The organism is Kitasatospora sp. NBC_01539 (assembly GCF_045040525.1).
GTDB lineage: Bacteria > Actinomycetota > Actinomycetes > Streptomycetales > Streptomycetaceae > Kitasatospora.
The window spans coordinates 9,237,720-9,261,102 of record NZ_CP109390.1 but is presented as its reverse complement, the minus strand read 5'-3'; the positions used below and the strand labels follow the sequence as shown (position 1 = coordinate 9,261,102).

Here is a 23,383-nt window from a genome sequence, read left to right as displayed (position 1 = left end):
GGCGCGTCGGCGGGAACGCGGGGTGCGGTGCGGTGCGGTGCGGTGCGGCGGGTCAGCCGGCGGTCGGGGCGAGGAGGCCGATGCGGCGGTAGAAGGCGGTGGTGCGCTGGGCGATGGCCTCGTGCACGGCCGTCCGTGCGGGGTCGGCGAGCAGCCGGGTGCGGAACGCGAACGGGTCGGCGATGCCGGCGTCGCGGTACACGTCGACGCTGTACAGCTGCTGGATCGAGGTGGCGATGTACTTCTCGACGTACTGCCGGGCGAGGCCGTTCTCCCGCTCGTCGCCGGCCTCCTGAAGGCGCGCCCAGAGCGCGCGGACGAGCTGCGCGCCGAACGCGATGTGGCGGGACTCGTCCTGGTGGTGCACGCGGTTGATGGCGCGGATGGTCTCGGGCAGCGCGGTGTCGGCGGCCATCCTGCTGTTGAAGTGGTCGACGATCTGCTCGAAGATCAGGATGCGGCTGAAGACGATGAAGTTGTCGAGCAGCGCGGAGTGCTTCTCGGTGGAGAAGGCCATGGCCCGGTTCGGGTAGAGCTTGCCGCCGTAGCGCAGGCAGAACTCGGCGAAGAACCACATGTGTTCGTTCTCCTCGCCGAGGAAGTGGTGGAAGAACGGGGTGGGGATCTCGTAGCCGGGGGCGTGGATGCGCTGCACGACCTCCTGGAGGAGCTCGCGGATGCCGTGCACGTTGAGGCTGTAGAAGTTGACGCTCTCCCACTTGGCCAGCGCCAGGTACTGCTCGCGCGTGAGGTCGGCCGCGGCGGCGGTGCCGTGCACCGTCATCAGGTCCTCGCTCATCCAGAGCGCGCCCTCGGGGATCGCGTCGGGCCAGTCGAAGGTCTGGTACGGGTTGTAGTAGTCGTTCTCGGCGGCGGCGGTGAGGCGCTGCACCGCGGTGGCGACCTCGTCGTCCCACACGGGCTGGGGGTTGGTGGCGGTCGTCATGGGTCCTCCGTGGCTCGTGCGGCGGTGCGGGGCAGGGCGGCAGGGTGGGTCGGGCATGGCGGCGGGGCACGCGGCGGCGGGACGCGTGCGATGGCGGGGCCGGGGCGTCCGTCGGGCGGGTCAGCCCGTCGGGATCGCGTAGCCGTCGAGGTCGACCGGGCCGAGGGCGGCGTCCACGAGCAGGCGTTCGAAGGCGAGCAGCACGCGCTCGATCGCGGGCCGCGGGACGAGCCGGGTGTCGGCCATCAGGTGCAGCAGGCAGCTGCCGGGGTCGTAGGCGGTGTGCACGAAGAAGACCGCGTCCTGGCGCTCCCACGCGCCGACGAACGTGACCTCGCTCTTCCCGGCGAGGGCGCGCAGCGCCTCCGGGGAGTCACCGGTGTCGGGCAGGTCGGACCAGCGGTCGTGCATCCGCTTGTCGTTGAAGAAGGAGCCGAGTTCGAGGCGTCCGCCGGCGGCCTCGCGGGCCTCGGCGAGCACGTCGTCCATGGCCAGCGGGTCGTACTGGGCGAAGCGGTAGGCGTTCATGCCGGCGAGGAAGGTGCGGCGCACGGCGTCGTCGAAGGTGCCGCTGCCGACGTCGAGGGCGAAGAGGGCGTTCTCGGCCATGGCGGCGACCAGGTGGCGGCTGCGGTCGTCGTGCCGGTTGACGGCGATCAGCTGCAGGGCGACGATGCCGTGGCCGGTGCAGGCACCGAGCACGGCGGCGGTCGCGGCGAGGAGGACGGTGCCGGTGCTGACCTGGCAGCGGTCGGCGATGCGGGTGGCCGCCACGGCGAGTGCCGGGGAGTCGAGCCGCAGCCGGACGAACCGCTCGGCGTCGGCACCCGCGGTGCCGGTGGTCCCGGCCCCGGCCCCGGCCGCTGACCCGGGATCGGCCTCGGTTCCGGTTTCGGTTTCGCCCTCGGTTTCGACGACCGCCGGGAACATCGCGGCCGGGACACTGCGCAGGGTGCGGCGCCAGTACTCCAGCGACGCCGCGCCGCGGGCCGCGCCGATGCCCTCGGTCTCGTGACGCGCCTGGTCGAGCGGCTGCCACGCGGGCACGGGGCCGACGCGGCCGGCCAGCAGTTCGCGGAGGTCGGCGAGCGCCTCCCGGACACCCGAGAAGTCGGCGCCGAGGTGCGAGAAGACGAGTGCCAGGTGGGCGGGGCGGCCCCGGTCGAGGACCAGGCTGCAGCGCACCGGCCATTCGGTGTCGTGCCGGAAGGCGCGGCCGGCGAGCTCCCGCGCGAGGTCGGCGGCGACGGTCGCCGGGTCCGCCGCCGAGGTGTCCAGCACGGGCACGGGCAGGGCGCCTTCGGCGTCGACCTCCTGGGTGGGTCCCCGGTCGTCGTCGTGGAAGCGGGTGCGCAGCACCTCGTGGCGGAGCACCAGCAGGCCCACGGCCGCCGTGACCTGGTCGTACGTCAGTCCGTCGGGCAGGTCGAGGGTGCGGCTGATGTTGAAGTAGTGGGCGCCCTCGTCGAGCCACTTGATGGACTTCCAGATCGCTCGCTGGCCCCACGTCATGGGCGCACTTCCGGCGCGGCCTCCGTGGAAGTCCGCCGAGCCGGCGGGTCGGGTTTCCATGCGTTCCTCTCGCTGCGACGCCGCGCCGGTGCGGGCGGGCGGTCGGGTGGGCGGGGAGCCGGCGCGGCCGCAGTCGGGGTCGCCGCTGCCGGGGTCGCCGCTGTCGGCGCGGGGGAAGGAGAAGGAGGGAGTCTGCGCGGCCGCGGACACGCGGGCCTGCGGGCGGCGGGCCTCCCCGCAGGCGCCGCAGCCGGGGCTGTGCCGGACCGCGGGCGGGGGTGCCGCTCGACGGATCGGACGGCGCCCCGGGTTCGCGGACGGGCAGGTACGGGCGCCGGCCTCGATGCCGGCACTCTCCTGGTCCGCGCTGGTCCGCGGGGCGCGGGCCGTGGCGGGAACGGGTGATTCCCGTACCGACCGCCTCGGCCGATGCAGGACGCTAGCGACTCGACCCTTGAATTGTCCAGACCAATCCACTGGGTGGATCAGAACTCTCAGGCAGTGTCCAGGAAACAGGAGATGACGGGGGGATGAATTCCTTGACGCACGAATTGGTCTGGGCCAGACTCGGGGCGGCCCGCCGCCGGCCGGGACAGCGCCGTCCGCCGCCGGCCCCGCGCCCACCCCTCCACGACCGTCCTCGCACCGCGGCCCGCACACGCCCGGGCACCGGACCGCACGGGGCTGCGCACCCACCCGTCACTCCAGCCCAGGGGGCTTCAGCGTGCCACCCGCACCTCCCGTCCCGGCCGCCGGGCCGCTCGGCCGCCGCCTCCGGCGCTGGGCGGACTTCGCCCGGCTGCTGCGCCACGTCCACCCCGGCCTGCTCGCCGCCGCCCTGCTGCTGCACACGGCGGTCGGCCTGCTGCCGATCGTCTTCATCGCCTGGACGAGCCGGCTCATCGCCCGCGTGCCGGCCGCCCTGGACGGCGGCGGCTGGGCCGTCCTCGGGCTCGCCCCGCTGCTGGCCGTCGCCGCGTTCGTCGTCCAGCAGTTGCTCACCCCGTTCCAGTCCGCGCTCGGCGAGCTGATCATCCGCCAGGTCGACGGCGCCTGCATCGCCCGGCTGATGGACTGTGCCCTGACCGGTCTGCCGATCGCCGACCTGGAGCACCAGGACGTCCTCGACGTGCTCTCCGACGCCCGCGGCGGATTCGAGCGTGCCACCCCCACCCCAGGCGACGCCGCGGCGGGCGCGGTCGCCCTGACCGCCCGTTACGCGCAGTTGCTCGGGGCGTCCGTGATGGTCGGCCTCGTGCTCGGCCCGGCGGCCGGCGCCCTGGTGGCCGGCACCGCGCTGGTGATCCGCTTCGGCCAGCGGGGCTCGCTCGACCGGTTCGGCGCCCTGCGCGGGTCGCTCGCCGGACGGCGCCGCCGCCTCGCCTACCTGCGCCGGACGGCCGGCGGCCTCGGCATGGCCAAGGAGATCCGGATGCTCGGGCTGCTGCCCTGGCTGCGGGAGCGCCACAGCGCCGAAGCCCGCGGCTACCTCGACCCGCTGTGGGCGGGCCGACGGCGCCTGCTGTTCGGCCCGTTCGTCGGGCTCGCCGCGGTCGGGCTGCTCGGCGGCGGCACCACCCTGCTGCTGATCGGCCGCGGCGGCACCGACGGCACGCTCTCGCTCCTCCAGGTCTCGGTCGCGCTCCAGGCGGTGCTGATCCCGCTGCGGTTCGGCGTGTACTTCCCCGAGAGCGACGTGCAGACCCGCGACGGGCTGGCCGCGTTCGAGGCGATCGGCCGGCTGGAGGAGCGCGCCGCCGAACACCGGGCCGCCGACGAGGCCGCCGCCACCGCCACCACCGTGCCGGACGGCGCGATCCGCTTCGAGAACGTCTCCTTCCGCTACCCGGGAGGCGGCCGGACGATCATCGACGGCCTCGACCTGGAGCTGGCCCCCGGCCGCTCCACCGCGATCGTCGGACTCAACGGCGCCGGCAAGACCACCCTCGTGAAACTGCTCGCCCGACTGCACGAACCCACCTCGGGACGGCTGACCGCCGGCGGCACCGACCTCGCCGCCCTGCCGGCCGCCGCCTGGCACCGCCGCATCGCGGTGATCTTCCAGGACTTCACCCGCTACCAGCTCACCGCGGCGGAGAACATCGGCATCGGCCGGCCCGAACTCCTCGCCGACCCGGAGGCACTGCTCGCGGCCGCCGGGCGCGCGGGCGCCCGGGAACTCGTCGAGGGCCTCCCCCGCGGACTGGAGACCGTGCTCAGCGCCCAGTACGAGGACGGCACCGACCTCTCCGGCGGCCAGTGGCAGCGGATCGCCCTCGCCCGGGCCCTCCTCTCGGTCGGCGCCGGCGCCTCCCTGCTGATCCTCGACGAGCCCACCGCCCAGCTCGACGTCCGGGCGGAGGCCGCGTTCTTCGACCGCTTCCTCGACACGACGCGCGGCGTGACCAGCGTGATCATCGCGCACCGCTTCTCCAGCGTCCGCCGGGCCGACCGCATCGTCGTCCTCGCCGACGGCCGGGTCGCCGAGTCGGGCACCCACGACGAGCTGATGGCCCTCGACGGCCGCTACGCCGAGCTGTTCCGGATCCAGGCGGAACGCTTCACCGAGCAGGAGGACCTCACCATGACCGCGGGCGGCCCCCGATGACCACCCTGCTCCTGGCGGTCCGCCGCCTGCTGCGCCTCGCCGTGCTCTGCGACGCCCGGCGGCTGACCCGCGCCGTCGCGCTGATGACGATCGGCTACCTCGCCACCCCGCTCATCGCCGTCTGCCTCAAGTCGCTGACCACCGCGGCCGTCGCCCGCTCCGCGAGCACCGCCACCTGGCTCGCGCTCACCACCGCGCTGCTGCTCGTCCTCGAACTGATGATGACGCACTTCGCGCACCTCTCCTACTTCGAGCTCGGCGAGCTGGAGGAGCTCGCCCTGCAGAACGAGGTCATCGGGCTCGCGCACGGCACCGCCGGGCTGGAGGACCTCGACCGGCCCGGGTGGGCCGACACCCTGGCCCTCGTCCGCGAGGAACTGCCGCGCACCCGCGGCTCGCTGGAGGCCGTCCTGCAGCTCGGCGGCGTGGCCCTCCAACTCGGCGTCACCGCCGTGCTGCTGGGGATGCTCAGCCCGTGGCTGGTGCTGCTGCCCGCAGCAGCCGTCGTACCGGTCGCCGCCGGCAACCGGGCCCAGCGGCTCGTCGAGCGCGCCAAGGAGGCGACGGCTCCCGGCATCCGGCTCGGCCGCCACCTGCTGGAGGCCGCCACCACCCAGGCGTCCGCCCGGGAGATCCGGCTGGCCGGCGCCGAGGCCGTCCTGATCGGGCGCCACCGGCGGACCTGGCGGCGGGCCGACACGGCCCTGCGCCGCGCCCACCTCACGGCGGCCCTGCTGCGGGCCGCCGGACAGCTCGTCTTCGCGGCAGGCTACGGCGCGGCGATCTTCGTGGTGGCCCGGCAGGCCGTCGACGGCGGCGCGGGGCTGGGCGACGTCATCCTGGTCATCGCCCTGGCGGCGCAGATCAGCCTCCAGGTGTCGACCGCCCTCGGCCTGCTGACCGTCCTTCAGGGCGCGGGCCGCACCCTCCAGCGGCTGGCCGACCTCACCGGGCCGTCCGCGCACGCCGCACCGCCCGCGCCCACTGGGGCCGAAGCAGACACCGGGGCCGAAGCCGACACCGGGGCGGCCGGGCCGCCGGCCGGGCTCACCCACGGCATCCGGCTGGAGAACGTCTCCTTCCGCTACCCGGGCAGCGACCGGCCGATCCTCGACGACATCACCCTGGACATCCCCGCGGGCAGCGCGCTCGCCCTGGTCGGCGAGAACGGCGCCGGCAAGAGCACCCTGGTCAAACTCCTCTGCGGCCTCTACCGGCCCACCTCCGGCCGGATCCTCGTCGACGGCGTCGACCTCGCCGCGTACGGGCCCGCATGGCAGCGCCGGGCCGCCACGCTGTTCCAGGACTTCGCCCGGCTGGAGCTGCGACTGCGCGACAACGTGGGCATCGGCGACCTCGACCGGCTCGGCGACGACGAGGCGATCCACGCCGCACTGGCCTCCGCGGAGGCCGGGCCCATCACCGGACTCGTACCCGGCGGCCTGGACGGGCTCCTCGGCCGCAGCTACGGCGACGGCGCCGAACTCTCCGGCGGCCAGTGGCAGAAGCTCGGGCTGGCCCGCGCCCTGCTGCGCCGCCGCCCGCTGCTGGTCGCCCTGGACGAACCGGCCTCCGCCCTGGACGCCACCGCCGAGCACGCCCTCTTCGAACGCTTCGCCGACCTCGCCGCCGAGGCCCGCGCCGGGTCCGGCGCCGTCACCCTGCTGGTCTCGCACCGGTTCTCGACCGTCCGGATGGCCGACCGGATCGTCGTCCTCGAACACGGCCGGATCCGCGAGAGCGGCAACCACGCCGACCTGGTCGCCGCCGACGGGCTGTACGCGGAGCTGTACGACCTGCAGGCGCGCGTGTACCACTGAGACACCTGCCGGCGACCCCGCTGACCGGCGGACGGTCCGCGGCCGGCGCGCCACCTGCCCTGCTATCGTCCGGATTGTCCAACTGTCCTCCGGCGCGGCCGAGTCCACGGCCGGGTCCGCGGCCGAGTGCCGCTCAGATCAGGAGCTTCCGTGACCCGCGAAACCCTCCCCCCGTCCGCCCCCGGCAGGCCGCTGCGCCTGGTCGTCACCGGCGGCGGCACCGGCGGACACACCTACCCGGCGCTGACGGCCGTACGGACGCTCCGCGCGCGCCTCGCGGCCGGCGGCCGCGGGCTCGACGTGCTGTGGGTGGGCTCCGCGGACAGCCTGGAGTCCAGGGTCGCCGCCGGTGAGGGCATCGCGTTCGCCGCCGTCCCGACCGGGAAGATCCGACGCTCCGGCAACCCGTTGAAGCTGGCCTCCCCGGCCAACATCCGGGACATGGTGCGGGTGGTGCAGGGCATCGTGAAGGCCCGGCGGATCGTCGCCCGGTACGCCCCGGACGTCGTCCTGGCGACCGGCGGCTACGTGGCGGTCCCGGTCGGCCGGGCCGCGCGCAGCTGCGGGGCCCCGCTGGTCGTCCACGAGCAGACCGTCCGGCTCGGCCTGGCCAACCGGTTCCTGGCGCCGACCGCGGCACGGGTCGCGGTCTCCTCGGAGTCGACGGTGCCGCTGCTGCCGGAGTCGGCGCGGTCCCGCGCGGTGGTGACGGGCAATCCGGTACGCCCGGAGGTGTTCGCCGGGCAGGCGGAGAAGGCGGTCGAGGCACTGGCGCTGCACGGCTTCGACCGGACGCTGCCCACCGTGTACGTCACCGGGGGCGCGCAGGGGTCGCTGCAGATCAACACGGTCGTCGAGGCCGCCCTCCCGTGGCTGCTCGCCGGGGCCAACGTGGTGCACCAGTGCGGCGCGGCCCACGCGGACGGCCTGCGGGCCCGGGCCGCCGCGCTTCCGGCCCACCTGGCCGCCCGCTACCTCGTCACCCCGTTCGTGGGACCCGAACTGCCCGACGTGCTGGCGCTGGCCGACGTGGTGGTCTCGCGCAGCGGCGCCGGCACGATCGCCGAACTCACCGCACTGGGCAAGGCGTCCGTCCTGATCCCGCTCGCGTCCTCGGCGGGCGACGAGCAGGCGCACAACGCCTCGCACCTCCAGCAGGCCGGGGCGGCCGTCGCCCTGCTCGGCGACGTCACGGCGGACACCCTGCGGGAGGCGCTCGCGCCGCTTCTCGCCGACCCGGCGCGCCGCGCCGACACCGCGCACCGGGCCCGGCAGCAGGGCCGGCCGGACGCGGCGGAGCGGCTGGTCGACGTACTGCTGTCCGCAGCCGGGGCCTGACCGACCGGCGGCCTGACGAGCAGGCGGCGCCGGACCCCGGACCCCGGATCCCGGGCCACGCGACCGGGGCCGGGGCCGGACGGCGGCCCGGCACTCGGCGTGATCGAGTGCCGGGCCGTCTCCCCCGCGAGGGGCGGTGCCGCGGGCAGGGCCCCGGGGCAGGCGATCAGGGCAGGCCGTCAGGGCTGCAGCGGCATCGTCCAGCAGTTGGAGGCGGCGGCCTTGCCGGAGAGACGGTCCGTCAGCCAGGCGACGGCGTCGCCCTGGTCGGTGAGCAGCGGCACCAGGTGGTTGGTGAGCAGCCCGTCGCCCAGGTTCGGCAGGATCACGGCGTCGTAGGTGACGTTGGCGCCCTTGCGGCACCAGTCGACGGCGAGCCGGCGGGCCTGGCCGTGCGGCACGATGTCGTCCTGGACGCCGGTGGCCAGGCGCACCGGGCTGGTCGGCTTCAGGGTGCCGATGCGCTGGGAGTCGAGCACCGCCCGGAGTCTCGGCTCCGCGGCGACGATGTCGCTGACGGACTCCCCGCCGACCGTCCACGAGCTGCTCCTCGTGAACGCGTAGCCGAAGATCGCGTCGCCGACGCACATCGTGGACAGGTCGTTCAGCGCCGCCTTCCCGGCGGCGTTCAGGCGGGCGTCGGCGATGGCCCTCAGGTCCGGATCCGCCTGGAGGAATCCGTTGAGCGACCAGCCCAGCGCACCGGCGAGCGCGCTGCCGTCGATGCCCTTGACGACCTCGGTCAGGTCGGCCGGGGGCGCGCCGGAGTAGGTGCCGGCCAGCTTGACGTCCGGCGCGTAGGAGGGCTGGAGTTCGGCGGCCGACGCGCTGGCGCCGCCGCCCTGGCTGTAGCCGAACAGTCCGATCCGCGAGTCGGCGGTGATCGATGACCCCGGCAGCGCCCGCGCCGCCCGGACGGCGTCCAGCAGGGCGTGCCCGCCGTCGAGGCGGCTGACGTAGGTGTGCAGGCGGTCGGTCGCGCCCAGGCCGACGTAGTCGGTGACGACCACCGCGGCCCCGGCGGACAGCAGCCGGTAGATCGCCAGGTCCTCGTAGCCGACGGACACGGTGTCGTCCCCGATGACGATCGGGTGCTGCAGGCCCAGGGAGGCCGCGCACTGGTCGCCCTGCCCCATCGTGCCCGGGGCCAGGGCCACCAGCGGCCGCGCACCGCCGCCCTTCCAGGCCGCCGACGGCTCGATGTAGGCGCCGGTCACCGCCACGGGACCGCCCTGCGAATCCGTCGACTTGTACATCAGCCGGGTGGCGGTGCCCGGCAGCGGACGCCCGTCGAGGCCGGGCAGGCTCAGCGCCAGCGGCAACGGCTCGGTGCGGACCAGCGCGCCGTCGGCCGCGGGGAGGGCCGCCGGCGGCTGGTAGAAGGCGGGGACGGTCACGCCCCGGGAGACCACGCCGCCCGCCCCGGCCGCGGACGCGGGGACGGCCTGGACCCCGAGGCAGGCCAGCGCCACGACCGTGGTGGCGATCAGACGGCTTCGCCCCGCAGCGGTGGATCTGCGGGCCGGGGACGGCCCGGCCTGGCCGGTGCGGGGACGTTCGGCGGACACCGGGTCCGGCCGGTCGGTGGGACGGTGCATGCGGCTCACTCCCTGCTTCGTCGGAAAGTCGGAAAGGGTGCGGGTGTGCGTCGGTGCGGGCGCGCGGCCGCACCGCCGTGTGGGCGCGTGGCAGTGCCGGCCGCGAGGGGGGTTCGCCCCGCATGACGTCGAACTCCCGTCCCTCACCCACTAGTTACTGGTGGGTTACATCGGGAGCGTAAGGGAGCCTGTCACTCAGTGACAAGGCGTCTGCATGTGTCATTTCCGTGCGGCTCGCTATGCTGCCCGGGATCGCCGAGACAGGGGTGGTGGGACACGGTGGTTGACACGACACCCGAGCGCAGCGCGGACACCGACGGGCCGGCCGCCAGGCCGCCGCTCGGCGAACGACGCCGCGCAGCCCTCCGCCTGGAGATCGCGCAGGCAGCGGTCCGCCTGTTCGTCTCCCAGGGCGTCACGGGCACCACGGGGGATCAGATCGCCCAGGCCGTGGGCGTCTCGACCCGCACCCTGTGGCGTCACTTCCCCACCAAGGAGAGCTGCATCCGCCCCGTGCTCACGGCGAGTCTGGACGCCGCCGCCGAGGCACTGCGCCACTGGCCCCCGGGCACCGGACTGCTGGACTTCCTCACCGAGTCGTGCCGCCGGGGCACTCTGCCGCGCGCCGATCCCGACGTCCTCGACCTGATCCGGATGACCCACACCGAACCCGCTCTGCGCGCCGTCTGGCTGCAGACCCACGACGACGCGCTGCCCCTCTTCGCCGAACTCCTCGCCCGCAGGTCGGGCCGGCACCCGGGCGACCTGCGCGTGAAGGTGCACGCGGCCACCGTCAACGGAGCCCTGCGCGCCGCGGCGGAGGACTTCGCCCAGCGCTCCGCCGAGGACGGCACCGCCTCGGACGACGAACTCGCCGCCAGCCTCCACACCGCGCTGCGCGCCGCGGCGGAGGGGCTCCCCTACTGACGTCCGGGTCCGGCCGCCGAACGGCCGCCGGACGGCCGCCGCTTCGGGGCAGGGCCCGCGGGCCACGGGCCACGGCCCTGGACGAGCGGGCGCAGCCCGGATGTTCGCGCTACCCCTCGACCTCGGTGCGGTAGACGCGCAGACCGCGGCGCCGGTAGTTGGCGAGTGCGCTCGGGTGGTCGTCCGAGTTGGTGTGCAGCCACACCCTGCGAACGGAGTCCGCCTCCAACGGCTCTGTCGCCCATGCCTTTTGCAACGCCAGCGTGAGGGCGTGCCCGCCCAGCCCCCGGCCGACGTACTCGGGAAGGAGTCCGAAGGTGACGATCTCCACCTCCCCGGGGGGCTGCGGCGCCAGCGCCACGACCCCGGCGGTCGCACCGGCCAGCGTGATCAGCCAGTACCGGCGGTGCGGCTGCGTTCGCGCCAACTCCTGCCACTCCTCGTCGGATCGCGTTGAACTCCGCCAGCCGTACGCCGCTCCGACCCGGGCCTGCACCGAACGCACCAGGGCCGACAGGCCCTCCTCGCGCCGTAGTTCCAGCGAAGGCACGACCCGACCGGGCTTCAGCTCACGGCGGTCCGTCATCTCCAGGTACGTGACAGTCCTTTCCATCCCGGCACGATATCGGGCGCCACCGGCACCGGCCGGCGCGGAGAGGCCGATCGGTGACCCCTGACGGGCCCTTCCGTGCATCGTCACCGCCGGGTGGGCGTCGACCCGCGCTCGCGCAGCCTGCACGCGTCCGTACAGCCGCCCCCGGTCACCGACCGTGCGAAGGGCGGTGGAATGATCACACCTCCCACGGCCCGTCGGACGGACCGCCCTGGCGAAGGAGCCCCCTCGTGACCACTTTTCGATGGACGTGCCTGGCTGTGGCCTGGGCGCTAGGGATCGCGGGCGGCGCCCCCGCCGTGATCCGGGGCTGGGTACCGCGCTGGTTGCGCCCGGTCGGCGCGCCCCGCATCTGGGGCGCCGGCCAGCTCGTCATCATGGCAGGCATCACGTTCGGCGTCGTCACGGGCTCTTCGAGCCTCTCGGTCTGGCCCGTCGGGCCCCTCCTCGTCGGTGCCGGGCTCGTCCTCCAGGAGTGGGCCCGCCGCCGGACCCCGCGCAAGCCCGTCTGACGGCACCGTCCTCGACGGACCTCCCGGGGGAGACGGAGGTGCACCCCGCGTCCGTCTCCGGTTCTAAACAGCCGCCGCGAACCCCCGACTGCGATCGTCTGCTGGGCCTCGCACGGTCCCGCACCGGGTGAGGCGCTCAACGGGTCGTGACGGAGCGGGCGTTCGGCGTGGTCCCCGTGGTCGCGGGTGCGGGTCAGTCGCCGCCGCCGTTCGTGCTCCGGTTCAGGCCGCGGCGCCGACCCTTGTCGACGCAGCGCAGCATCTCGCCCACGACGAGCGTCACGGTCGCCACGACGCGGACCCAACGGGGGCCGCCCCGGTCCGCCCACACGACGCACACGCATCCGCCGACAACCAGCACCAGCGCGCCCAGCAGCAGAACCGTCATGTCTCGCACCCCTGCAATCGTCCGTACCGTGCCGGTGATCCTGCCAGGTCCGACGCCCTCGGGCACAGCCGGAAGGCGGGCGCGCCGACGTCACGCACGGGTGGGTGCGGCTACTGCTCGATCCGCAGGTTCCATCGCACGCCGGGCGGGGCGTCGACGCTCACCTGCACGTCCTGCGCCGCTCGGAGGTGGAGGACGTTGAGCACCGGGGTGACGTCTGCCGTCCCGCACACCACCGTGCTGGTCGACACGGGGTCGATGTGCACGGTCAGGGAGCCGCCGGTGCAGTACATCGCGACGTCCATCTCGCCGGCCCGGGCGGAGAAGGTCCCGACGGTGGAGCCCGCCTCACGGAGCGGTACGGCGACGAGTGTTCTCGTTCCGCCCGCCGTGGGAGGCAGTTCCGGAACGTCCGGTTGCCGGTGCGCCGTCGGGCTCGGCGCGGGCGGTTCGGCCGTCGGCGTCGGCGTCGGTGCGGCCCGGCTCCCGCCCGTGCCGGAGCATCCGGCGAGGAGGACCGCCGAGGCCAGGACGGCGAGCAGCACCGGCACGTGTCGGGTCATCGCGGTGAACGGTCCCCCCGTGGACGTCGTTTCGGAGTTCGAGAGTGGAAGATCCCTGACGTTCCGTCAAGAGCGCCCGGGGAGGAGTGCCTTCCCGTAGCGGTGCCGGTCGTCGCCGCCACGCACGCCCCCACGGGCCGCTCCTCGTCGGGCAGACCGGCCGCAGCGAGCGCATGGCGGCACCCTCCGACACGTGCGCCGCCGAGGGCGGGGGCGGCGCGGGCGGCCCGTCGGCTGTGGTCAGTGCTTCCCGGGCGCCACCGGACGGCCGGGCCGGGGCCGGTAGGGGTCGTAGGGGTGCCGCGGCTCCAGGCGGATGCGCGCGTCGACGCCGGTCAGGGAGTCCGGGCGGGCGGTCAGCGGGTCGAGGTCGACCTCGACGACCTGGGGCAGGTCGGTCGCCATCCGGGAGAGTCCGGCGAGGACGTGCTGGACGGCGCCGAGGTCGGCCTGCTGTGTGCCGGAGGGATCGAGGAGCAGGGAGGAGTTGCGCAGGTCGGCGACCATGGTGGTGAGGTCGTGCTCGGTCAGCGGGGTGAGCCGGACGGAGCGGTCGTCGGGGATGCCGGTGGCGGTGCCGCGGAGGCCGAGGACGACGAGGGAGCCGAAGACCTGGTCCCGGACGATGCCGGTGAGCAGTTCGAGGCCGGGCGCGGCCATCGGCTGGACGACCACGCCGTCCATGCGGTCCCCGAACTGGGCTGTGAACTGCCGGTGTGCGGCGACGACTTCGGCGTCGTCGGCCAGTCCGGTCCGGACGGCGCCGACCCGGCCCTTGTGGATCTGGTCGGGCCAGTAGGCCTTCAGGACGGTCCTGCCGCCGTGGCCGTACTGGCGCAGGACGCGGGAGGCGAGGACGGCCTGCTGCTCGCCGTGCGCCCACCGGAAGGGGATGTGGGGGATGCCGTAGCAGGCGAGCAGGCCGGCGGTGTCGTTCGGGTCGAGCAGGCCGCCCTCGGGGCGGGTGCGGAGGAAGGCTTCGGCGAGCGCGCGGGCCGCCGGGGTGTCGGCGACCGGCGGCGTCGCCTCGGCGACCGGTTCGGCCAGTCGCCGGGCGCGGTCCCTGGCGTGGGCCAGGGCCCGGGCGGCGGCGGCCGGGTCGGCGTAGGACGGCAGGAGGCCGCCTCGGCAGGCCAGGTACCGGACGGGTGGTTCCTGGCCGACCTGGACGGCGGCGACGGGGATGCGCCGCCGGGCCGGGCCCTCCAGCAGGGCACGGACGGTTCCGGGTCCGTCGCCCGTGGTCAGTGCGGTCGGCACGAGGCAGACCAGCAGCGCGTCGACGGTCTCCTCGCGGGCCAGCAGGTCGAGGCAGGCGCGGATCTGCTCCGGGTGGGCGGCGGCCGTGCTGTCCACCGGGTTGACGGTGCTCGCGCCGCCCGGCAGGAGGACGGCCAGCGCGGCGGCCGTCGCGGCGGGGAGTTCGGGCAGGAGGAGGCCGGCCTCGGCGCACGCGTCGGCGGCGAGGATGCCGATCCCGCCGGCGTTCGAGATCACCGCGACGGCGCCGCGCGGGCCGGGCAGCGGCTGTGCGTGCAACAGCGCTGCGGCTTCGACGAGTTCGGCGATGCTGTGGGTGGCGGTGATGCCGGCCTGCCGGAAGAGCTCCTCCCGGGTCACGGCCGGGGTCGCCGACGCCGCGGTGTGCGCGGCGGCGCCGCGGCGGCCTGCGGCGGAGCGGCCCGCGTCGACGGTGAGGACGGGCAGCCGCCGGGTCACCCGGCGGACCGTACGGGCGAACGCCCGGGGGTTGCCGAACGAGTCGAGGTGCAGCACGGCGAGGTCGGTCCGGCCGTCCTCCTCCCACCATCGCAGCAGGTCGTCGCCGCTGACGTCGAACTTGTCGCCGAGCGAGACGAAGCTGGAGACGCCGATGCCGAGCCGGGCCAGCCGTTCCAGGAGGGCGATCCCGATGCCGCCGGACTGCACGGCGATCCCGGCCGTGCCGGGGAGGGGCACCACGCCGCCGAACTCGGCGTCGAGCCGCACCGCGGGGTCGGTGTGGGCGACGCCGAGGCTGTTCGGCCCGACGAGCCGCATGCCGTGACGGCGGCAGGCACGCACGAGTCCGCGGGCCTCGTCCGGGGAGAGGCCCGCGGTGACGACCACGAGCGCGCGGGCCCCGGCGCGGCCGCACGCCTCGGCGGCGTCCGGCACCGCGCCGGGCGGCACGGTGAGCACGGCGAGGTCGGGGGCGCCGGGGAGGTCGGCGACCGACCGGTGGGCGGGCAGGCCCGCGATCTCGTCCGCGTGCGGGTTGACGGCCCGGAGGTCGCCGGTGAACGCCCCCTCCTGGATCTTCAGCAGGACGGCCCGGCCCACCGAGCCGGGCCGCCGCGAAGCACCGACGACGGCGATGGAGCGGGGGCAGAGCAGCGCGGCGAGGCCGGCGACGTCGGCGGCCCGGCCGCGCCGGTCCGCCGCCTCGCGGTCGCGCTCGTCCTGCTCGTCGAGCGGCACCCGCAGCCGGGCCCCGCCCTGCCCGCCCCGGTGGTGGACGGGCAGGCCCAGGTCGGAGAAGAGCCGGTGCACCGCGCGGTTCCCGGCCACGGTGTCGGCCTCGAACTCCCGCACCCCGCGCTCGCGGGCGGCCTCCACGAGGTGTTTCACGAGGAGCGTGCCGACACCGTGGTGCCGCCAGGAGTCCGCGACCGCCAGGGCGAGTCGGGCGGTGTCCGACCGGCCGCCGGTCGTCTCGCAGTCCACCTCGCCGACGAGGTCCGCCGCGACCCAGGCGCCGAGCGTGAGCAGGCCGGGCCGGGGTGGTCCGCAGAGCCGGTCGGCGGCGAGGGCCGGCGCTCGGCGGCCGGGTCCGAGGAACCGTGGGCCGCGGCCGTCCCCGGACCGCCCGGCGGCGTACAGCTCGTAGACGGCGTCGTGGTCGGCGGGGCGCAGCGGGCGGATGACGGCGGTGGTGCCGTCGGTCAGGAGGTCTTCGGCCGTCGCCGGGGGGTCGTCGCGGCTGGGCATCTGCGGCTCCTCGGTCGGGCCCGGGCGCGGCGTTCCGGGCGGGTGTCCGGCGTGCCCCGTCCTTCCAGGCTCACTCCTGCCGGGCCTCACCGCACGGCCGGGCGGGTGTCACCGGCCCGCTCCGGCCGCGGGCGGGTGTCACCGGCCCGCGCCAGCCGCGGGCGGGTGTCATCGGCCCGCTCCGGCCGCGGGCGGGTCGAGGGTCTCCGCGACGGGGCGGCGCGGTGTGGCCGGTCCGGGTGGCCCGTAGCCGATCCGGACCACGAGCTGGACGAAGCCCGGCCCTTGTTCCGGGTCGCGCAGCAGGGCCCGGGTGTCCGGCCACTCGACGGCCTGGTGCAGCACGGTCAGCCGGACGCCTCGGGCCGTGGCCAGCAGCCAGACCCGCTCCAGCGCCTGGCCGGCCCGGAGCCAGTCGGCGGGGCCGTCGCCGTGGGTGGTGAGGGTGCAGACCTGCGGGAGCGCCTCGAAGCGTTCCGTGGGGAGGGCCGGCGGGCCTCCGGTGAAGCTCCGCATCGGCACGCGGGCCTCGTGGTCCTGCGGGCCCAGCGCCGACGCGGGGATCCCGTCGGTCGCCGGTGTCTCGGGGCGCAGCCAGCCCCGGGTCTCCGCCTGGCGGGCCACGTCGGCCTCGGTGCGGGCCTCGGCCTCCGCGGTGAGGGTCAGCACCCGTCGGACGCCGGCCTCCTCCAGCGGCGTGAGGTGCACGCCCTCGGTCCGGGCGGCGCCGATCAGCTCCCCGAGCACGCTCTCCGGCACGTCGCGGCCGGCGAACGGCCGGCGGGCGGAGTGGCGGTGCGGGATGGCGGCGTACAACTCGGGGTCGGCGTAGACGGTTGCCGGGGGTCCGGTCAGGGAGACGACCGCGAGCAGGTCCGGCCGGGCCGGGTCGGGCATCAGCCGGACCACCGGCGTGCGGCCGAGATGGGCGGCGGCCACGCGGAGGTTGAGGAGCGCCGCGCCGACGGAGATGTGCAGGGCGCGGCCGACCGGGTCGGTCAGGGGGACGGCGCGGGTGCGGTCCGCGTACACCTCGACCCCGTGCACCTCCACCACCCCGTCCGGGTCCACCCCGTTCGGCTCGGCCCCGTTCGGCCCGGCCCCGTCCGGGTCGACCGTCGGACGGAAGCGCCAGGGCTGGCTGTTGTGCAGGGACGGCGCCGCGCCCGCAGCTGTCACGAGCAGCCGCAGGTCGGCGAGGGTCGGCAGTGTCGCGATCATGATCAGTACTCCTTGCCCTCATGCCCTCGGCGGTGCGCCCCGGACGGGAGCAGCACCCCGCTGCCTCCAGCGTGCGCCGCCTGCCGGTGCCTGCGAAGGGCCGTTGGACCCGTTCTGCGGCGGCCTGCCGCGGCACCGCCACCGCGGGCGGCACGGGAGAGGAGACCGGAGAGCAGGAGACCGGGAGAGCGGGAGAGCGGGAGAGCGGGGGGCCGACGGCTGTACGACGCCTCCTCACCCTCCCTCCGACGGGCAGGCGAGGCGGCGGTACCACCAGAACTCCGTGCGCCACTGCCGTCGACGGGTGAACGGGTCGGGCAGTGTGCGGTGCAGGAGAGCGGCGTCCAAGGGGCGGAGGACCCGCCGGAGTTCGGCTCGGGCCCGTACCGGCAGCGCTCCCAGGATCCCGTCCAGCACGTCACGTGCGTGCCGGACGTCGTCGAAGGAGCAGCCCGGGCAGGAGCAGAACGCTGCCTGCGGGTACAGGGGGCGTCTGCCCGGTGGGGCGAGGAACTCCCGGTACCGGCGCAGCGCCCGATCGGTGGCTCCGGGGTAGAGGTACCAGCCGGCGCTCACCCTCTCGGCCCGGTGCACCGCCAGGCTTGTTCCGGCGGAGAGGCCGTGGATCCGGGGCGGCGGGGCGGGTCCCCAGAGGCGGGGCGTCACGTGGTCTCCGCGCAGCGCGCGGGGCGGTCTACGCGGCATCGGCCTTTCGACGTGTGGTCACGGCAGCACGATGCCATGCCGTCCCGGTGCGTGTCACGCGGATTCCCCGTACGTCGACGCAGACCCTGTACCGCCTGGCCACAGGAAATCTTGCGTCACCAGCCAGTGGGCTGGTGCCACTTCGGGCCACTCCCACCGCAAGATCTTCTGCCTCCCCGAGGGGCTCCGCCGGTACCGGCCTCCGGTCAGGAGGCCGCACCGGCCCGTCGCCGGTACTGGCCGGGCGGCACGCTGTGGGCGCGCTTGAAGGCCTTGGCGAACGCGAACTCGGAGCCGTAGCCGACCCGTTCTCCGACGACGGCGATCGGGGTGTCGGAGTGGCGCAGCAGCCGGGCGGCCGTGGTCATCCGCCAGCGGGTGAGATACGTGAGCGGGGGTTCGCCGACCAGGCCGGTGAACCGGCGGGCGAAGGCGGCGCGCGAGAGGCCTGCGCTGTCGGCGAGCGCCTCGACCGTCCAGGCGCGGCCGGGGTCGCGGTGGATGGCGCGCAGGGCCGGGGCGATGGCCGGGTCGGTCAGTGCGGCGGCCCATCCGGCGGTGGCATCGGCCGGCTGGTCGTCGAACCAGGCGCGGAGGATGTAGAGGAGCAGCAGGTCGATCAGCTCGCCCACGATGCCGTCGGATCCGGGCCTGGGGTCGTCGAGTTCGGCGCCGAGCATGTCGATCGCGGCGCGCAGGGCGTGGTGGCGGTCGCGCCGGGCGGGCAGGTGGATCAGCTCGGGAAGGCCGGCGACCAGGGGGTGGGGGCGTTCCCGGTCGAGGTGGTAGGAGCCGCAGAGCAGCACCGTGCGGGCGCCGGGGCCGTCGACGGCGAACCTGCCGATCGGTGAGGTGCGGTCGGTCCGGTCGCAATGCCGCTTAGATAGCTGGGTTTCTGAGTTGTAAGGTGGGCGGTCCGGAGTGCCGGGTGTTGGTGTCGTCGGGGCGTTTGATGCGGTGCGGGCTGAGGCGGTGGCGTTTGACGGCGCGGGGGCAAGTACGTTGTCGCCGGGCGGGATTGGGCCGTTCGGCTATCTCGGCGAGAGCCCCGGTAAGGGCGGCGGCCAAGCCGTCAGGGGAAAACGCCGCCTGGTCGGTGACCAGGCGGCGGACGACGCGGAGACTGCGGATGAAGGACATCCGGTCCGGGTCGAGGCCGGCACCGCCCGCGGCTTGATGCATGAGGTTCCGGATCGCGTAGTGCGTGGTCAGCAGGGCCCAGATCTCCTGGCGGACCATCTCGGGCGACTTGGACCGCAGGGGGCGAGCAGGTCCGCGCTGGTACGTCTCGATCTCGGCAAGCGCGACCTCGAACTCCCACCGCTGGTGGTACGCCGCCGCCAGCTCCAGTGCGGGAGCCTCGCCGGGATCCAGGACGGTGGTGATCAGCCGGTACAGGTCCCCGTTGCCCGCACGCCCGTCCACCCGGTAATCCACAACACGAACGGCCAGTCCTTCCAGCCGCGCGTCCGCGCGTCCGGAGCGCACATGTCGTCGGTACCGCTGACGCGCGATGACGTCGGCGAGCACGGAACGGTAGGAACCGTCGGGGAACACTTCCAGCACGGGCAGATCGACGGTCTCCGACACCCTCCACAGCAGGTCAGCGCCCGTCTCGGCTGCTTTGACCCACAACGCCAGGCTGTAGAACCCGCGATCGGCCATGACCAGCATGCCCGGCTCGAACCGTTGCAGCAGCTGCTCGGTCAGCTCCCTCTCGCCCACAGCCAACGGGCCGATGCGCGCCGCGATGACCGCACGGGTCCCGCACTCCCCGAGGCCGACCACCCGGGCCTGCGGGAAGGGGCCGGGACGGTGCTCACGGTGACTGTTCTTGCCGAACGCCTCGGTGTTGCCCGGGGTGTCCGGGAGCTCGAGCTGCACCCCGTCGACCGCCATCATCCGCCATGACCGCAGCCAGGCACCTTCGGTACCGGGACCGGCCAGTGGCGCCCCGACACGCTCGAACAGCAACCGCAAAGGCTCCTCGCCCAGCCGGGCCCTGGCCTGTGTGATCGCCCCGGTGGTCGGCACCCTCCAGTTCCCGCTCCAGTCCCCGAGGAACCGCAGACCGCCCACCAGCTTGCGCATCACCTCCTCATAGCCGTCGCCGAAGAACAAGCACATGGCCAGCACGAAGTACACACCACCCGGGCAGGCAGCAGGCGCACCCGACGCTCCCGACGCCCAGCCTGCTCAACCACATCATCGACAAGATCCTGATGCAGCAGGTCCGTCAGCACCCCGACCGCCAGACGATCCGTCAAGCGCCCATCCGCACCCCGCAACTCATCCACACAGCAAGCCTAGCGATACTGGTCCTTATCTAAGCGGCATTGGGTCCGGTCGGGGCGGAAGTCGGTGGCCGGGGAGTGCGGGTCGTCGGTCAGGGCGTGCTCGGCGCCGCTGCGCAGGAAGATCACGTCACCGGCGGCCAGGGCGAGGGCGGAGCCGTCGGGTCGGACGAGCCAGCAGGAGCCGGTCAGCACGACGTGGAAGGCCGCGCCGGTGGCCTCGTGGAAGCGCAGTCCCCAGGGCGCCCGGCACTCGGTGCGGGCCGTCCGGGGGCTCTCGGACCGCATGGAGGCGACGGCCTCGGTGAGGATGTCCATGCGGACAGCCTACGCCGATACGACCGCCGGACGAGACGATCGGACAGGAAAGAGAGAGTTTCGGCTATTCAGCGTCTCGCATCAGCCGCCTAGGTTTGGTGCCAGGCCCGGACGCCACGATCCGCGCCACCGACGGAAGGAACCCCGCCGTGCGCACCATCGACCAGCAGTCCTACGGAGAGCCCGGCGTCCTCCGGATCACCGAGGCGGAACGGCCGGAACCGCGGGTCACCGAGGTCCTGGTGCGGGTCCGCGCCGCGGGGGTCAACCCCGTCGACGCCTACACCCGTTCGGGGGCGTTCCCGCTCCTGGGCGAGCCTCCGTTCGTGCTCGGCTGGGACGTCTCCGGCGTGGTCGAGCAGGTCGCGCCGGGCGTCAACCGCTTCGCCGTCGGCGACGAGGTCTACGGCATGCCGCACTTCCCGCGGCCGGCCGGGGGCTACGCCGAGTACGTCACGGCGCCGGCCCGGCAGCTCGCCCGCAAGCCGAAGGGGCTGGACCACGCGCAGGCCGCCGCACTGCCGATGGCCGGGCTGACCGCCTGGCAGGCGCTGGTCGACGCGGCCGGGCTGCAGGCCGGACAGCGGGTGCTGGTGCACGGCGGGGCGGGCGGGGTCGGACACCTCGCCGTGCAGATCGCCAGGGCCCGCGGAGCCGAGGTCTTCGCGACGGCGAGCGCCGCCAAGCTCGACTTCCTCCGCGAGCTCGGCGCCGACCACCCGATCGACTACACCGCGGCCGACTTCACCACCGGGCTGCGCGGGCTGGACGTCGTGTTCGACACGGTCGGCAACGGCAACGGCCTCCGCTCGCTCCCCGTCCTGCGCGACGGCGGCGTGCTGGCCACGATCACGGAGCACTTCGACCCGGAGCTCGCCGCCCGTACCGCGGCGGCCGGCAGGCGGTACGCCGGAGTCGTGGTCGAGCCGGACCACGTCGGGCTGGAGGCGCTGACCGAGCTGGTCGAGGCGGGCCTCCTGCGGCCGCACGTCGAGCACGTCCTCCCGCTGGAGGACGCGGCCACGGCGCACGCCCTGGTCGAGACCCGCCGCACCCGGGGCAAGATCGTCCTGACGCTCTGATCCCCGCGGCGCACACCTGCCACCCGCCCGAGCGCCGACGCGTCCGCCACCGGGTCGCCGTTACGGGAGCGGGGGCAGGCGCGGGGGCAGGCGCGGGGGCGGCCGGGAACGGCCGGGGGCACGCCTACGCGTCGGTCTCCAGCGGTGTCAGGAACCGGCGCTCGTACCGCTTGATGCACCTGGTCCTGCGGGCCAGCTCGAACGCCTCCTGACAGTCGGGGTCGGCCGCGGCCGCGATGCGGTAGCGCTCGTACTCGGCCAGGCTGCCGAACGTGAAGAGGGCGTACGCGATGTCGCTGTCGCCCTCGCTCGGCAGGAAGTAACCGAGGTGCGTGCCGCCGAAGCGCGGGACGAGCCGCACCCAGCGCCGGCCGTACTCCTCGAAGTCCGCCAGCTTGTCGGGGTCGATCTCGTACTTCAGATGAATCGTGATCATGTCCGTCCCTCTTCCGCCGTAAGGCGCTCGTGCCTGTCCGGGGCGGCCGTCCGCGGGGACGGCGACCACGGCAGGGCCGTTCGTCGACGACTCGATCCTTCCGTCCCGGAGCCCCTTCGACCAGCGGCGGGAACGCCCGGGGACCGCGAGATCCCGCCAACCCCGCACCACCGCCGCGCGCACCGCACCCGCGAGGGGCCTGTGACGCGGAACGCATGACGCGGCGCGTCAGGCTCTCTACGGTGGAGGCATGAGCATCGGCACACTCCCGCAGCGCACTGTCGGGATCCGGTCAGGCGACGAGATCCACGACGCCCTGCAGCACCTGCCCACCCGCCGGGACAAGCCGCGCCCGCAGGGCGCCCGGGCCGCCCTCGGGTGGGCACTCGACCCCTGGAAGTCGCCCCCCATCCCCATGGAGCCGTCCCCCGCCGACGCCCTCCTACGGCTCATGGCGCAGGAACGCACCGCCCTCGCCGTACGGCACGACCCCCGGCAGAGCCCTCAGCAGCGCCGCTACGCCCGCGGCGTCGCCCAGGCCCTCGGCTGGATCCTCGGATACACCCCCGACCTCCCGCTCGTCCGGCCGGAGGCGACCGCCGGACGGTGACCGCACGGCGGGCCGCACCGGGGGGCTCCGGCAGCGCCGCAGCCCCCGCTCCCCGGCCGCCGGAGAGGGACGTCTCGGCGGCCGGGTCTGAGCGGCGACGGGGCCGGCCCGGGCGACCGAAGAGGCGTGACGGCCGCCCGGGCCTGTGCCCCGCCCGACTCCCCGCCTCACCGCCCACCGGCCCGGCAAACCCCCTTCACCGGCATCCCGCGCGGACGGCCTTCACCCCGGCCGACCCTGGCACGGCCCGGGGCCGCCCCGCCCCGCCCGCCCTGTCGCGCCCTGTCGCGGCCGGCCTCGTGCAACGGCTGCTGTCGCAGCCCTGCTCTAGGCTCCCCGGCCATGCAGATCAACGACTGGTGGGGCCTCGTCGAGCAAGCGCGCAGCGTGGTCGGTGACCGTGCCGATGACAGGAACCTGCCCGACGACCCGTTGCCCGGCGCCCTCACGGGCATACTCGCGTCACTGGAGCCGGCGGAAATCATCGACTTCTACCTGAAGGCGATCGAGGTGACCGACTCCGCGTACCGGCGTCCGCTGTGGAAGGCCGCCTACCTCGTGGAGGGTGGCTGCGGAGACGACGGCTTCATGGACTTCCGCGACGGGCTGATCCTGCTCGGACGGGAGACGTTCACCCGCGCCGTCGCCCGTCCCGACTCCCTGGCCGAGCTGCCCGTGGTCGTCCGGATGAGCCGCGACGAGGACGGCTGGATCGGCTTCGAGTCGCTGAGCTACCTGATCAAGCAGGCGTACCGGGAATCCCAGGGCGAGACCGGTTCGTTCGACACGGCCGTGGACGCCGCTCTGCGCGCCACGGTGCGGCCCGAAGAGCCGACCGGGGCCGACTGGGACAGTGAGGACGACGACGAGATGCGGCGCCACCTCCCCCGGCTCGCGGCGCTCTTTCTCGACTGAACCCGAT

The 23,383-nt window shown here is 74.7% G+C and carries 20 protein-coding genes and 1 pseudogene; 8 read left to right on the top strand and 13 right to left on the bottom strand.

Annotated features, from left to right (window positions below; translation table 11 throughout):
- Nucleotides 1–52 precede the first annotated feature (52 nt).
- Nucleotides 53–946 carry a diiron oxygenase gene (locus tag OG335_RS40060; RefSeq protein ID WP_405008926.1) on the bottom strand — a complete coding sequence of 298 codons (894 nt, stop codon included), beginning with the start codon at nt 944–946 and terminating at the stop codon, nt 53–55.
- 120 nt (nt 947–1,066) lie between these two features.
- Nucleotides 1,067–2,518 carry a condensation domain-containing protein gene (locus tag OG335_RS40055; RefSeq protein ID WP_405008925.1) on the bottom strand — a complete coding sequence of 484 codons (1,452 nt, stop codon included), beginning with the start codon at nt 2,516–2,518 and terminating at the stop codon, nt 1,067–1,069.
- Nucleotides 2,519–3,182: 664 nt separating this feature from the next.
- On the opposite strand from OG335_RS40055, the gene OG335_RS40050 reads away from it, so the two are divergent.
- The 3 genes from OG335_RS40050 (at nt 3,183) to OG335_RS40040 (ending at nt 8,224) form a co-directional block, all read left to right on the top strand.
- Entirely contained in the window at nt 3,183–5,066 is a 1,884-nt protein-coding gene (locus tag OG335_RS40050; protein WP_405008924.1) for an ABC transporter ATP-binding protein, read from the top strand.
- A complete protein-coding gene (locus tag OG335_RS40045) occupies nt 5,063–6,886 on the top strand; it encodes an ATP-binding cassette domain-containing protein (RefSeq protein WP_405008923.1) in 1,824 nt (607 codons plus the stop codon). Before OG335_RS40050 ends, OG335_RS40045 begins: the two co-directional genes overlap by 4 nt.
- Nucleotides 6,887–7,036: 150 nt before the next feature.
- Nucleotides 7,037–8,224, top strand: a complete 1,188-nt coding sequence (locus OG335_RS40040) for a UDP-N-acetylglucosamine--N-acetylmuramyl-(pentapeptide) pyrophosphoryl-undecaprenol N-acetylglucosamine transferase (RefSeq protein WP_405008922.1) — start codon at nt 7,037–7,039, stop codon at nt 8,222–8,224.
- Between the two features lie 179 nt (nt 8,225–8,403).
- Here the strand turns inward: OG335_RS40040 and OG335_RS40035 are convergent, their stop codons facing one another.
- The gene (locus tag OG335_RS40035) at nt 8,404–9,822 is read right to left on the bottom strand and encodes a lipase family protein (protein WP_405008921.1); all 1,419 of its coding nucleotides are present in this window, start codon (nt 9,820–9,822) and stop codon (nt 8,404–8,406) included.
- A 279-nt stretch (nt 9,823–10,101) separates the two neighbouring features.
- Here OG335_RS40035 and OG335_RS40030 point away from each other — a divergent pair, with 279 nt between their 5' ends.
- Nucleotides 10,102–10,749, top strand: coding sequence for a TetR family transcriptional regulator (locus OG335_RS40030; protein ID WP_405008920.1), 648 nt, complete (start codon nt 10,102–10,104; stop codon nt 10,747–10,749).
- Between the two features lie 109 nt (nt 10,750–10,858).
- Here the strand turns inward: OG335_RS40030 and OG335_RS40025 are convergent, their stop codons facing one another.
- Nucleotides 10,859–11,362, bottom strand: a complete 504-nt coding sequence (locus tag OG335_RS40025; RefSeq protein ID WP_405008919.1) for a GNAT family N-acetyltransferase — start codon at nt 11,360–11,362, stop codon at nt 10,859–10,861.
- Nucleotides 11,363–11,592: 230 nt separating this feature from the next.
- On the opposite strand from OG335_RS40025, the gene OG335_RS40020 reads away from it, so the two are divergent.
- Nucleotides 11,593–11,874, top strand: a complete 282-nt coding sequence (locus OG335_RS40020) for a hypothetical protein (RefSeq protein WP_405008918.1) — start codon at nt 11,593–11,595, stop codon at nt 11,872–11,874.
- Nucleotides 11,875–12,067: 193 nt separating this feature from the next.
- On the opposite strand, the gene OG335_RS40015 is transcribed toward OG335_RS40020, so the two are convergent.
- From OG335_RS40015 to OG335_RS39980, 8 genes and pseudogenes are all read right to left on the bottom strand, one after another.
- Nucleotides 12,068–12,262, bottom strand: a complete 195-nt coding sequence (locus OG335_RS40015; protein ID WP_405008917.1) for a hypothetical protein — start codon at nt 12,260–12,262, stop codon at nt 12,068–12,070.
- A 110-nt stretch (nt 12,263–12,372) separates the two neighbouring features.
- Nucleotides 12,373–12,825 (bottom strand): hypothetical protein, encoded by a 453-nt coding sequence (locus OG335_RS40010; protein WP_405008916.1) that lies wholly within the window; start codon nt 12,823–12,825, stop codon nt 12,373–12,375.
- Nucleotides 12,826–13,065: 240 nt separating this feature from the next.
- A complete protein-coding gene (locus OG335_RS40005) occupies nt 13,066–15,795 on the bottom strand; it encodes a GNAT family N-acetyltransferase (RefSeq protein WP_405008915.1) in 2,730 nt (909 codons plus the stop codon).
- Nucleotides 15,796–15,963: 168 nt separating this feature from the next.
- Entirely contained in the window at nt 15,964–17,016 is a 1,053-nt protein-coding gene (locus OG335_RS40000; protein ID WP_405008914.1) for an Acg family FMN-binding oxidoreductase, read from the bottom strand.
- A gap of 234 nt (nt 17,017–17,250) precedes the next feature.
- Nucleotides 17,251–17,682, bottom strand: a complete 432-nt coding sequence (locus OG335_RS39995; RefSeq protein ID WP_405008913.1) for a hypothetical protein — start codon at nt 17,680–17,682, stop codon at nt 17,251–17,253.
- 245 nt (nt 17,683–17,927) lie between these two features.
- Nucleotides 17,928–18,740 (bottom strand): AraC family transcriptional regulator, encoded by an 813-nt coding sequence (locus OG335_RS39990; protein ID WP_405015274.1) that lies wholly within the window; start codon nt 18,738–18,740, stop codon nt 17,928–17,930.
- Between the two features lie 55 nt (nt 18,741–18,795).
- A pseudogene (locus OG335_RS39985) lies at nt 18,796–20,018 on the bottom strand (IS4 family transposase); the annotation flags it as partial.
- A gap of 9 nt (nt 20,019–20,027) precedes the next feature.
- The gene (locus OG335_RS39980) at nt 20,028–20,333 is read right to left on the bottom strand and encodes a cupin domain-containing protein (RefSeq protein WP_405008912.1); all 306 of its coding nucleotides are present in this window, start codon (nt 20,331–20,333) and stop codon (nt 20,028–20,030) included.
- A 149-nt stretch (nt 20,334–20,482) separates the two neighbouring features.
- Here OG335_RS39980 and OG335_RS39975 point away from each other — a divergent pair, with 149 nt between their 5' ends.
- On the top strand, nt 20,483–21,415 hold the full coding sequence (locus tag OG335_RS39975) for an NADP-dependent oxidoreductase (protein ID WP_405008911.1): 933 nt from the start codon (nt 20,483–20,485) through the stop codon (nt 21,413–21,415).
- A gap of 124 nt (nt 21,416–21,539) precedes the next feature.
- Here the strand turns inward: OG335_RS39975 and OG335_RS39970 are convergent, their stop codons facing one another.
- The gene (locus OG335_RS39970; protein ID WP_405008910.1) at nt 21,540–21,851 is read right to left on the bottom strand and encodes an NIPSNAP family protein; all 312 of its coding nucleotides are present in this window, start codon (nt 21,849–21,851) and stop codon (nt 21,540–21,542) included.
- Between the two features lie 250 nt (nt 21,852–22,101).
- On the opposite strand from OG335_RS39970, the gene OG335_RS39965 reads away from it, so the two are divergent.
- Nucleotides 22,102–22,461, top strand: a complete 360-nt coding sequence (locus tag OG335_RS39965; RefSeq protein ID WP_405008909.1) for a hypothetical protein — start codon at nt 22,102–22,104, stop codon at nt 22,459–22,461.
- Between the two features lie 342 nt (nt 22,462–22,803).
- Nucleotides 22,804–23,376, top strand: coding sequence for a DUF4240 domain-containing protein (locus tag OG335_RS39960; RefSeq protein ID WP_405008908.1), 573 nt, complete (start codon nt 22,804–22,806; stop codon nt 23,374–23,376).
- The last annotated feature ends 7 nt before the right edge of the window (nt 23,377–23,383 follow it).

What these genes read in the sequence shown, in the direction of transcription:
- OG335_RS40060 (WP_405008926.1), bottom strand. Translation starts at nt 946, where the DNA reads ATGACGACCGCCACCAACCCCCAGCCCGTGTGGGACGACGAGGTCGCC.
- OG335_RS40055 (WP_405008925.1), bottom strand. Translation starts at nt 2,518, where the DNA reads ATGGAAACCCGACCCGCCGGCTCGGCGGACTTCCACGGAGGCCGCGCC.
- OG335_RS40045 (WP_405008923.1), top strand. Translation starts at nt 5,063, where the DNA reads ATGACCACCCTGCTCCTGGCGGTCCGCCGCCTGCTGCGCCTCGCCGTG.
- OG335_RS40035 (WP_405008921.1), bottom strand. Translation starts at nt 9,822, where the DNA reads ATGCACCGTCCCACCGACCGGCCGGACCCGGTGTCCGCCGAACGTCCC.
- OG335_RS40025 (WP_405008919.1), bottom strand. Translation starts at nt 11,362, where the DNA reads ATGGAAAGGACTGTCACGTACCTGGAGATGACGGACCGCCGTGAGCTG.
- OG335_RS40015 (WP_405008917.1), bottom strand. Translation starts at nt 12,262, where the DNA reads ATGACGGTTCTGCTGCTGGGCGCGCTGGTGCTGGTTGTCGGCGGATGC.
- OG335_RS40010 (WP_405008916.1), bottom strand. Translation starts at nt 12,825, where the DNA reads ATGACCCGACACGTGCCGGTGCTGCTCGCCGTCCTGGCCTCGGCGGTC.
- OG335_RS40005 (WP_405008915.1), bottom strand. Translation starts at nt 15,795, where the DNA reads ATGCCCAGCCGCGACGACCCCCCGGCGACGGCCGAAGACCTCCTGACC.
- OG335_RS40000 (WP_405008914.1), bottom strand. Translation starts at nt 17,016, where the DNA reads ATGATCGCGACACTGCCGACCCTCGCCGACCTGCGGCTGCTCGTGACA.
- OG335_RS39980 (WP_405008912.1), bottom strand. Translation starts at nt 20,333, where the DNA reads ATGGACATCCTCACCGAGGCCGTCGCCTCCATGCGGTCCGAGAGCCCC.
- OG335_RS39970 (WP_405008910.1), bottom strand. Translation starts at nt 21,851, where the DNA reads ATGATCACGATTCATCTGAAGTACGAGATCGACCCCGACAAGCTGGCG.
- OG335_RS39965 (WP_405008909.1), top strand. Translation starts at nt 22,102, where the DNA reads ATGAGCATCGGCACACTCCCGCAGCGCACTGTCGGGATCCGGTCAGGC.
- OG335_RS39960 (WP_405008908.1), top strand. Translation starts at nt 22,804, where the DNA reads ATGCAGATCAACGACTGGTGGGGCCTCGTCGAGCAAGCGCGCAGCGTG.